Source organism: Synechococcus sp. 60AY4M2, assembly GCF_002760375.1.
Taxonomy (GTDB): Bacteria; Cyanobacteriota; Cyanobacteriia; order Thermostichales; family Thermostichaceae; genus Thermostichus.
Map to the genome: position 1 here is coordinate 64,835 of NZ_AUMZ01000001.1, position 10,300 is coordinate 75,134.

Here is a 10,300-nt window from a genome sequence, read left to right on the forward strand (position 1 = left end):
TCTCTCCGAGATCCCACGGGCGAAGGATCGCCGCCTTGCGGTGAGAGCATGCCTCTAACCCCCAAAACCCTGAACTTTGCTGAATTTACTGAGCTTTAGGCGGTTTGGCAAAAGTCATTGAGAGGGATATAGTAGACCAAGTTTCCCCCTGATCCTTGAGTCCACCGCAACGGTTGCCGGGAAGTGAAGGGGGAAAGCGCTCGGGGGGTATTCCTCAGGGCTTTGCGGGATACCGCCTTCCTGCTCAGAGATAGGCAGGATGCGATCGCTTCTTTCCTGAACCATGTTCAGGAGAGTTCAGCGTGAATGTATCAGGCAACGAGAAAGGTAGAGGCTCGAGGCAATCTCGTCGCCCGATCCCTCCCTGTGGCCTTGCCGTCTGGAACAGCCCCTCGCTCTAGCAAGGGAATGGGTGTTCCTGTTCCGCCTTAAGATCCTAAGATAGGAGTTGAACGTCCCTGCTGGACTGGGTGCCTTTCCTTTACAACTTGGAAAGGGGGGGCCCAGCCGCAGAGGCGGGGGCGACGGCCGTTACGTTTTGAGAGGAATCCATGTTGTTCATTTTTAACCTAGCGAAGCGTCTGCAGCGCATCCTCCTCGCTCTCGTAGTCGGGGTGGCTGCGGTAGCTTTCCTGTCCAACCCTGCTGCTGCTGAAACCTACACGGTCAAGATGGGCTCTGACAAGGCCCAGCTCATTTATGATCCCCCCACCCTCACCATCAATCAGGGAGATACTGTTCGGTGGGTCAACAACAAGGTCTATCCTCACAACGTTGTCTTTGACAAGGTACCTGGTGGCGATGCGGCCCTGGCAGCCAAGCTGTCCCACAAGGCCCTGCTCACTGCTCCCAACCAAGTGGTGGAATCGGCCTTTGTCGATGTCCCTCTGGGTGAGTACACCTACTACTGCACTCCCCACCGGGGGGCTGGCATGGTCGGCAAGATCATCGTCAAGGGCTAGGCTGGCGCTCCAATTCCACTTCTCTGGTTGCTTTTTAAGAGGGAGATTCCGGCTCTGGCTTGCTGGCATGGGATCCCTGCCCGTAGCATAGAAAGTAGCCCTCTCGAGAGTGGGAGGGCTTTTTCGCGAATAGACGTTAGACAGGTTCCCCATGACCACCAGTGTTAAAGGCTACCTGCTCCTGGCCGTTTCCTGCATCAGTGCCATTGCCGCTGTGGGTTCGATTTTCGAGTTGGCTTCCGGTGAGCCGGATTTTGGCGTCGGCCCCACCAGCATTATCTTGATCGTCGCTGCTCCCTTGGCGGTTTGGCTGTTTCAATCGGCAGTTGGGGCGGCACGAGCCAGCGGCGCTGCCGGCAAGGGGGGCAAGAAGCGAAAGTAGGCAGGTAGATACGGGAAAACTGGGGGGAAGGGGATGGAGTCAGCGGGTTTGCTGTAAAGAAACTTGTGATTCTATCTCGGCTTCTGCTGGCTGATGAAACTCCGGCAACAGCTTTCGTTCTTGCACCGTTCCAAGGGCTGCTTCTAGCTCTGCCGTGGCTAGAGTACAACTGGAGCCAGATCCGTTCAATACGGTCTCGGTCACCTGTCCTTTTTTGTCGATCCGATATTCCACCTTGATGTACTCGGGCATCTGCACTCCACTCGCTGCTGCTCAACAACTGACTTTCTCCTACCCATTGTAGTTCTCGCTTTTTCCCCGCTCGATCTGGCTGGGCCGTATGGCTTCTGCTCGTCCCCCGTTTCCTCCTGCCAAAAGGGATCCCGGTATCCAGCGGGATCTGAGTTTGGGAGTAGGGGCGCTGCTGGGCGTTGTCCTGATCGGCACCCTTTGGTACCACGGGGTGGAGCAATGGCCTTGGGTGGAAGCTTTTTACATGAGCGTTATCACCCTAACTACTGTGGGCTTCATGGAGGTGCAGCCGCTGGGGGATCGGGGGCGCTTGTTCACGGTGGCCTTGATCCTGATGGGGGTCTTGAGCATCGGGTTCATGGTGAACCGCTTTACAGAGGCCCTCATCCAGGGGCATTTTCAGGAAGGGATCCGGCAGCGGAAGTGGAAGAAACAGATGGAAGCGCTGAACAACCACTACATCGTCTGCGGTTTTGGGCGCATTGGGCGACAGGTGGCCCAGGAGTTTCAGGCAGAGGGGGTGCCCTTTTTGGTGATCGATCAATCGGCCGAGGCAATTCAGGTGGCCCAAGAGCTGGGATATGTCGCTCTCCAGGGAGACAGCACTCTCGATGCCACCTTGCTGGCGGCGCGGGTGCAGCAGGCCGAGGGGTTGATTGCCGCCCTCTCCAGCGATGCCGAAAACCTCTATGTGGTGCTGTCGGCCCGCACCCTCAACCCTCGTATCCGCACCATTGCCCGCGCCAACACGGAAGAGGCTTTGCAAAAGCTGCAGCGAGCGGGCGTTGCCCACGCCATCTCTCCCTTCATCACCGGTGGAAAACGGATGGCAGCGGCTGCCCTGCGCCCCCGCGTGGTGGACTTTGTGGATGGGATCCTGTCGGGTCGAGATCGCACTTTTTACTTGGAAGAGTACGAGCTGGCGGCGCAAGAATGCCCCTATGTTGGCCAGACCCTGGGGAAAGCCAATCTAAGGGCGCGATCCGGCGCGTTGGTGGTGGCAATTCGGCGAGCCGATGGCCAGCTGATTGGCGGCCCCAGCGGTGACACCCTGTTGCAACCGGGGGATCTGCTGCTGTGTATGGGCACGGCCGAGCAGTTGCGCCGCCTGGGCCAGTTGCTCTATCCCCGCCCCTAGATGGGCTGGACAAGTCGGCTAGATACGCCTGAGGATGCTGGGGCCGTGGGAGTCGGTGCCGCAGGTTTTCAAAAGTCCGTAGGTCTCTGCCAGCTTTTCCCCAATCGCCGCCTCCTCTGGGCTGGGAGCCCAAATGTCGGGGTTTTTGTAGGCGTAGTAGACCTCAAGGCCATCCAGGCCCAACTCCACGGCTGCCGGCACCAGCTCTTCCGCAGGCAGCCAGTAGCGAAAGGGATGGGCCAACACCGCCAGGCCGCCTGCTGCTTGAATGGCCCCAATGGCCTCAGCGGCGGGCAGGCCGGGAACTTGCTCCCCCTGGATGTAGGGATCCAAAACAGGATCCGCCGGATCGAAGCCGTAGCCAAGAATATGCACCTCGCAGCCCAGCAGGTTGGCTGTAATCTCGATCCCCGTCCATAGCAGGGGGTCCTCGGGGCGATCCAGATAGGCTTGCGCTTGCTCGTAGCCCTTCAGGGTGTGGTGATCGGTGATGGCCAGGCCCTTGAGGCCGTGCCGGCGCGCCTGCTCCGCCAAGTCTGCCGGATCCATGCGCCCATCGGAGCAGCAGGTGTGCAGGTGAAAGTTGTACTGCAGCGGGCAGGAGAGAGGGCCGATCCCCTGCAGCACCCGCCGCAGCTCCGCCGCCGAGGCAGTTTGACAGGGATCCCGTTGCAAACTAACCAGCATGTCAACCCTTGGGTTGGGAACAGATAGCTCTCCAGAGCAGTCGACTCTGGAATTTTATCTTTTGTTAAGAACGCTCACCCATTCTAGCCAGGGCAAGGGAGGGGCGCCAGGTGTCAAGAACTACAGAATGGGCAAGGGATCCCTAGGGGCTTGCCAAGATCTCCTCGGCCGCCTTGATGGCCGCTCCAGGAGGGAAGTCGCCATAACCCAGCGTGTGCAGGGTCGACTCCAGGGCAGCCAGCGTGGTGAGAATGTCGCGGTCGCTCACAAAGCCCAGATGGCCGATGCGGAAGATCTTGCCCTTGAGGTGGTCTTGACCGGCAGCAAGGGCGATGTCGAAGCGTTTCTTCAGGGTGCTGCGGAGGGTATCGGCGTTGATCCCTTCAGGCGCCAGCACAGCAGTTACCGAGGGGCTGGCTGCCGACTCCGGGTTGACCAAAAGCTTCAGCCCCAGGGCCTTGACGCCGGCGCGGGTGGCCTGGGCCAAACGGGCGTGGCGGCGGCAGATGGCTTCCAACCCTTCGGCCCGCATCAGGCGCAGGGTTACCTGCAGGGCATAAAACAGGTTCACCGCGGGCGTAAAGGGAGTGGTGCCCTGGCGCAGGGCTTTTTGGGCCAGTTTAAAGCTCCAGTAGTACTTGGGAAAGCGAGAGCGCTCGGCAGCAGCCATGGCCCGCGGGCTCACCGCCACAAACCCCAGCCCGGGCGGGATCATGTAGCCTTTCTGGGATCCGGAGGCCACCACGTCTAGGCCCCACTCGTCCATAGGCACCGGCATGGCCCCCAAACTGGTGACCGCATCCACAATCACCAGGGCTTCTCCGTGCTCGCGGGCAGCAGCCGCGATGGCCTGCACATCGTTGGCTACGCCGCTGGAGGTTTCCGAGTGGGTGAGGATGACCGCCTTGATGGTCTTCTCCCGGTCGGCGGCCAGCTTTTCTTGGAAGACTTCGACAGGATAGGGCACGCCCCAGGGGGTCTCTATCCGCTCGCACTGCAGGCCAAACTGCTCCGACATCTCGGCCCAGCGCTCGCCAAACTTGCCGTTGACCCCCACCAAGACCCGCTCCCCGGGGCTGAGGGTGTTGAGGATCCCGGCTTCCATGGCCCCGGTGCCGCTGCAGGCAAAGACAAACACATCGGAGGTGGTCTGGTGCAGCCAGCGCAACCCCTCCGTCACCTCTTCCAGAATGGCGCTGAACTCTTGGCTGCGGTGCTCGATGGGCCCCCGCGCCATGGCCAGCAGCGCACTCTCGGGAACGGGAGTGGGGCCGGGGATCATCAACATCAACTTGTCTTTCATGCGGGTCCCGCTGGGGATGTCAGGTTTGAGAGGTGGCGGCCAGATTCGAACTGGCGCATAGAGGTTTTGCAGACCTCTGCCTTACCACTTGGCTACGCCACCCTACTCCTCAATCGGACAAAACATTGTATCCGAAAATGGGATCCCGCTTCCACTTGCTGCAGCCAACGGCAACAGCGCTCGGGTTCGCTAGGCATCGACAATAGCTTGGTAGCCCCGTACTTGAGTGCGGGGCGAAAAAGCCCTTGAGCCACTTTAGTTGCTTCATAGTTAGTACAGAGCTTCTCCAGGAAAACAACCTACTGCGGTGCAAAACCCGCGCGGCAATAACTAACCTGGAGGAACTTAAGTCCGAAGTAAGCAGAACTTTGAGGTTATGCCTCAAAGGACTGTCTAGGGGCGTCTTGACAGCGCCTTCGCGAGTCCATCTTGGGCTGCGTAAGAATCCGCTGGGTGGGAGTGTCAACTTCTTCTTGTACCCTCAGCAGGCGGGATCCCAGCAGCCGCTGCAGCCAGGGGGCGAGAAACTCGCGATTGGCCAACTGCTGCTGGGGATCCTGGGTTTCCAGAGGAAAGGGGGCAAGGGCCCGCAGGGCGGCGGTGGTAACACAGAACATGGCCTTTTGGAAGCTGAGGCAGATTTTCACCCGCAGGTCATCTTCCCCGCGCGGCTGGCGGCGGTAGTGCTCCCGCAAATAGCCAGGCAGGTGGCGCATCATATCCTGCATCAAGAGAGTAGGGGGGATCCCGGCGCTCCCCACCGGCAGCGGATCGGCATACAAAGCGCCGTAGGCGAAGTCCGCCTGCTCGGCCGGGATCTGGTGGGCCTGGGCATTGTAGGAGACGGTGCCCATGAAGGGAAAGGAGCGGAAAAACACAGCTTCCACGTAGGGCAGGGCCGTATCGGGCAGGAAGGTCAGCCCCGCCGACAGGGGGATGATCTCGTAGCGGCGGCCCCAGATGCAGGGGGCGTAGGTGATGGGCTTGTTGGCAGCTGCCACCAACCCCTGCTGAATGTGGGCTACTACGTCGGGAAGCGTGAGCTGCGGTTCGCTCTCGCGGCGCTTGGCCAAGGCCAGGAAGATATCGCTCATCACCCGCCAGAACTGGCCCAGGCCGCTGTACATGGCCAGCATGCGCACCTGTTCCAGCGCAAAGTCGGGGCAGAGGAAGTTGAGGCCCTGCAGAAGGGGGTTGAAGCGGAACTTGGCCCGGATGGCCACCTTGGCCCGCTCGACAAATTCGGGAGTATCCAGATAGCGATCGAGGCCTCCCCCTCCATGCCAGAGCATGGCTTTCATGCAGTATTCGGCAAACTCGTAGTTGATGCGGTCATGCCAGAGGTAGCGCAGCCATTTGCCCAGGGTGATTTCGCCGTTGAAGTACTTAAAAACTGGGAAGAGCTCCAAAAATTGGTGGTCGGCTATGAAGATCAAATTCTGGGAGTAGGCATCCAGCACCTGGCCGTAGCTGTGGAGGATGCCGATGACCTCCAGCCGGTTGCTGGAAGAATCCGGCACAAGGGCTCCCCCTGCTTCTAGGCGTTGGACGATGGGAGCCAGTCGCCGTTGCTCTAGAGGATCTAAGCCAGCCAGAAAGAAACAGGAAGGAGCGGGAACAAGGGTGGCCGTCATGGGAGAAGGAGGGGTTGAGACAACAACAAAAACTCAGTCGTATCACTAAATCGTCACAACGAAGAGAACCCAGGCTCGAAAGCAGTGGTCGGCCCGCCTGCTTCGGCAAGATTGAGGGCCGCCGGCTTGGCCAAATGGGCGGCGGTGGACTCCACCCAGTGGGTTGCCCAGGCAGGCTGGAGGCCAAGCACCACCACCAGCGAGGCCAAAACTACAGCAGGCAGGCGTTCTCCCGTGGCGCGTCGTTGCATGGCAATGGCCACTTCCGAGAGGCGCCCGAAAAAGACGCGGTTCACCATCAGCAAAAAGTAGGCCGCCGTCAATCCCGTCCCCACCATGCACAGCAACGTCTGCAGGGGGAAGACGGGGAAGCTGCCCCGAAAGAGGGTGAACTCGGCAATAAAGCCCACCAGGCCGGGCGTGCCGCCGCTGGCCATCACCCCCAACACCATCAAGCTGCCAACAAGTGGCAGGCCGCGTTCCGGGTTGAGCAATCCCCGCAGCCGCTTGAGATCCCGCGTGCCGGTGTTGGCGTAGACAGCACCCACCAGCAAAAACAGCAGCGAGGAAATCAGCCCATGGCTCACCATCTGGAAGACGGATCCCACCAAGGAGAGGGGGGTGGCCGCCGCCGTGCCCAGGAGAATGTAGCCCATGTGGGCAATGGAGCTGTAGGCCACCAGCTTTTTCATGTCTTGCTGCACCAAGGCGTTCAGGGATCCATACAGCACATTGGCCACCGCCCAACTGGCCAGCCACGGCCCGGCTTGCTCCCAGGCATCGGGCAAAAGCTGCAGGCCAAAGCGCACCAGGCCATAGGTGCCCAACTTGAGCAAGAGCCCCGCCAAGAGCACAGAAATGGGGGTGGAAGCCTCCACGTGGGCGTCCGGCAGCCAGGTGTGGAAGGGCACCAAGGGGATCTTGATGGCCAGCCCCAGCAGGATGGGAATGAGGATGAGAATCTGGGGCAGCAGCGGCAAGGGGTGGGCCTGCAAAACGTTGTAGGTAAAACTGTGGGCGTCGCTCAGCCAACTGAGGCCGAAAAAGCCAATCAGCAGAAGCACCCCCGAGAGGGCGGTGTAGACCAAAAACTTGGTGGCGGCATAGGTGCGCCGCGGCCCGCCCCAGATGGCAATCAGCAGATAAAGGGGAATTAGCTCGACTTCGTAGAACAAGAAAAACAGCAGCAAGTTCTGGGCCAGAAAAGCCCCCACAATGGCGGCTGCTAGCAGCAACACCAAGCTGTAGTAGAGGCGGGGCCGCTCCACCGGGCCGCTGGCCCAGAGGGCAATCAATACCAGCAAGCCGGTCATCACCACTAGCGGCAGGGAGATCCCGTCCACCCCCAGCTCGTAAACCAGGCCCAACTGCGGGATCCAGGCCATCTGTTCGGCCATCTGGATCCCTTGCGCTTGGGGATCAAACTGCAGCAGCAGCCCCAAGCTCAGCCCCAACCAAGCCAGGCCGAAGCCCAAGGCCAAACTTCGGTGCAGGCCCTTCCCCGCTTGCTCGGGGATCAGCCCCACCAGCAGGCCACCCAATAGGGGGATCCCGATTAGAAGGCTGAGCATGGTTCCTCCCGTCTCAATAGGCCAATCCCACCAGGGGCGAGCGCAGCAGCCAAGCGGTAACCACCACGACCCCGATGACAATGAGCAACACGTAGAGCTGCATCCGCCCCGACAGGGTGTACTTGAGGGCTTCGCCGCTAAACCAAAAAGCCAGGCTCACTCCGTTCACCAGGCCATCCACCCCGTTGCGATCCAGCCACTCCAGTCCGCGGGAAAGGGCGCCGACCGGCTGCACCACCAAAGCCTGGTAGAGCTGCCCGGTGTAGAAATCCTGCGCCAACAGATCCTGCAGCTCCGGCCAGGGTAGGCGCAGCCGCCGCCGGCCCCCCCAGTACAGCCAAGCACCAACACCGGCCCCCAGCAAACCCGAGGCCGCCAGCAGAGCCGCCATCTGCTGCAGCTCTGGGATCCAACCGGGATAAAGCCCCCAGCGCCAAAACAGCCAGGGCATGAGCAGGTTCTGCACCGTCAGAATGACCATGGGCAGGGCCATCGGCCAGCCCACCTCAGGGGCACGGCGCGTCTTGGGCTGCGGGGATCCCAAGAAGACCAGGCCAAACACCCGCGCCAGGTTCAAAGCCGTCAGCCCATTCATCAGCAGCAACACCCCCAACAGGGCCGGCTGCAGGGCGCTGTACACCAGCGCCAGGCGGATTAGGATCCAAAAGCACCCCAGGGGCAACAGGGCCACCATCCCCAGGGATCCCACAGCAAAGGCGGCCACCGTAGCCGGCATGCGGCCCCCTAGGCCCCCCAGCTCCGTCAGATCTTGGGTAGAAGTGGTGTAGATGAGGGATCCCACCCCCATAAACAGCAGCGCCTTGGCCAGGCCGTGCAGCAGCAGCAGCTCCAGCGCCAAATCCGGCTGCCCCGTCCCCACCGCCCCAAACACCAGGCCCAGGTAGGCGCTGGTGGAATAGGAGAAGGTGCGCTTGAGATCGATTTGCGCCAAGGCCACCAGGGATCCCCCTACGGCTGTGATGGTGCCGATGGCCACCAGCACCCCATCCGTGAAAGGGGAGAGGGCCAAGACTGGCTGCAGCTTGATGAGGACAAAAGCTCCAGCGGCCACCACTGCCGAGTTGCGCAGGATCGAAGCCGGGTTGGGCGCCTCCATGGCCTCATCCAGCCACAGGTGCAGCGGGAACTGGGCGCACTTGCCCAGCGGCCCGGCAATCAAAGCCAACCCCATCAAGGCCGCCCAAGTTGGATCCAAGCTGGCCGTAGCCGCCCAATCGCGCAGGCCGGAAAAGGTCAAGGAGCCGGAGAAATTGGAAACCGCCACCACCCCCATCAACAGCAGCAGGTCTCCCACCCGTTTGGTGAGAAAAGCATCCCGCGCCGCCGTGACCACCAGCGGCTGGGCGTACCAAAAGCCCACCAATAAGTAGGTGGAAAGCGTGAGCATCTCCAGCAGCGCGTAGCTGAGAAACAGCGAATCGCTGAGGGCGATCCCCGTCATCCCCCCCTCAAAAAAGCCCATCAGGGCGGCAAAGCGGCCCAACCCCCAATCCTTGTCCAGGTACCCCAGGGCGTAGATCTGGGCCAGCAAGCTCAAGCCGCTTACCCAGACCACCGCCCCCAGCGTCAGAGGCGAGACCTCCAAAGCCAGGGACAAGTCCAAATCGGCCACCCGAAACCAGAGGTAGTTCAGGAGCTGGGGATCCCGACCCCAAACTTGTCGCAACAGCCAAAAGCTATGAGCAAGGGCCGCAAAGGTCAGCAGGATATTGAGGTAGGCTGCCGGACGTGGGCCACTGCGCTTGATCCAGCCAGCGGCCCAAGGAAGAGCCAGCGCTGTCCCTACCCAGCCATAAAAGGGGAGACACCAGGCGCTCTCTGGCCCAATTGCCCAGTCTTCAAAACCCGCCATCTGCTGCTTGCAACAAGTAGTTAAGCATTTTTTAATGAACAGCTACAGTCCAATATACAATATAATATTAGGAGTTTTCCAGCGGCAGCGTCTCTCCCCACTTGGACACAGCTTCTGCCTCTGCCTAGGCAAGCAGGCGGCGCCCTTAGATTCTTTGAGCTCCCGGTTCTTTTGGACAGAAAATGGCGGCGCTCCGAATACCTTGCCCAGACCCCGGCTGGGGCTATCGCGGATTGGCGCCAGGGGGAGTGAGACCCCTCACCGATTGATTCTCCTCTTTAGGCTGGGCAGCCCTCCTGACCACAGCCAGGACTATCGCCTGCAAGCCGAGGTGTGGCACGAGGTGGAAGCTTGGGGATCCCCCTGGTGGCTGCAGTTGGATCCCCGCCATCAGAACCTCTGGGGTACTCCCGCCACAGCGCAGCTTGGCGGGATGGAGGATAGGCGGTGAGACGAAGGGGTTCAATGCCCCTGAGTCTCACAATCTGGGCGTTGCCT

10 protein-coding genes and 1 tRNA gene are annotated in these 10,300 nt (G+C 60.8%); 4 read left to right on the forward strand and 7 right to left on the reverse strand.

The genetic code is table 11. The features are described from left to right. The first annotated feature begins 551 nt into the window (after positions 1-551). On the forward strand, positions 552-962 hold the full coding sequence (gene petE, locus SYN60AY4M2_RS00300; RefSeq protein ID WP_011430443.1) for a plastocyanin: 411 nt from the start codon (positions 552-554) through the stop codon (positions 960-962). A gap of 151 nt (positions 963-1,113) precedes the next feature. Further along, positions 1,114-1,344: a hypothetical protein gene (locus tag SYN60AY4M2_RS00305; protein ID WP_011430442.1), complete on the forward strand. Its 231-nt coding sequence runs from the start codon at positions 1,114-1,116 to the stop codon at positions 1,342-1,344. 39 nt (positions 1,345-1,383) lie between these two features. Here the strand turns inward: SYN60AY4M2_RS00305 and SYN60AY4M2_RS00310 are convergent, their stop codons facing one another. Continuing rightward, positions 1,384-1,596 (reverse strand): DUF2997 domain-containing protein, encoded by a 213-nt coding sequence (locus tag SYN60AY4M2_RS00310; RefSeq protein WP_011430441.1) that lies wholly within the window; start codon positions 1,594-1,596, stop codon positions 1,384-1,386. Between the two features lie 88 nt (positions 1,597-1,684). On the opposite strand from SYN60AY4M2_RS00310, the gene SYN60AY4M2_RS00315 reads away from it, so the two are divergent. Then, positions 1,685-2,734 carry a potassium channel protein gene (locus tag SYN60AY4M2_RS00315; RefSeq protein ID WP_011430440.1) on the forward strand — a complete coding sequence of 350 codons (1,050 nt, stop codon included), beginning with the start codon at positions 1,685-1,687 and terminating at the stop codon, positions 2,732-2,734. A gap of 18 nt (positions 2,735-2,752) precedes the next feature. Here the strand turns inward: SYN60AY4M2_RS00315 and SYN60AY4M2_RS00320 are convergent, their stop codons facing one another. The 6 genes from SYN60AY4M2_RS00320 to SYN60AY4M2_RS00345 form a co-directional block, all read right to left on the reverse strand. Next, a complete protein-coding gene (locus SYN60AY4M2_RS00320) occupies positions 2,753-3,421 on the reverse strand; it encodes a PHP domain-containing protein (RefSeq protein WP_011430439.1) in 669 nt (222 codons plus the stop codon). Positions 3,422-3,563: 142 nt separating this feature from the next. After that, positions 3,564-4,724 (reverse strand): alanine--glyoxylate aminotransferase family protein, encoded by a 1,161-nt coding sequence (locus SYN60AY4M2_RS00325; RefSeq protein ID WP_011430438.1) that lies wholly within the window; start codon positions 4,722-4,724, stop codon positions 3,564-3,566. A gap of 30 nt (positions 4,725-4,754) precedes the next feature. Next, positions 4,755-4,826: transfer RNA gene (locus SYN60AY4M2_RS00330), tRNA-Cys, on the reverse strand. Between the two features lie 272 nt (positions 4,827-5,098). Then, entirely contained in the window at positions 5,099-6,358 is a 1,260-nt protein-coding gene (locus tag SYN60AY4M2_RS00335) for a CO2 hydration protein (RefSeq protein ID WP_011430437.1), read from the reverse strand. A 53-nt stretch (positions 6,359-6,411) separates the two neighbouring features. Then, the gene (locus SYN60AY4M2_RS00340) at positions 6,412-7,929 is read right to left on the reverse strand and encodes an NADH-quinone oxidoreductase subunit M (protein ID WP_099812058.1); all 1,518 of its coding nucleotides are present in this window, start codon (positions 7,927-7,929) and stop codon (positions 6,412-6,414) included. A 13-nt stretch (positions 7,930-7,942) separates the two neighbouring features. Next, positions 7,943-9,802, reverse strand: coding sequence for an NAD(P)H-quinone oxidoreductase subunit F (locus tag SYN60AY4M2_RS00345; RefSeq protein ID WP_011430435.1), 1,860 nt, complete (start codon positions 9,800-9,802; stop codon positions 7,943-7,945). 265 nt (positions 9,803-10,067) lie between these two features. Between SYN60AY4M2_RS00345 and SYN60AY4M2_RS00350 the strand changes: the two genes are divergently transcribed. Continuing rightward, entirely contained in the window at positions 10,068-10,253 is a 186-nt protein-coding gene (locus SYN60AY4M2_RS00350) for a hypothetical protein (RefSeq protein ID WP_240527649.1), read from the forward strand. The last annotated feature ends 47 nt before the right edge of the window (positions 10,254-10,300 follow it).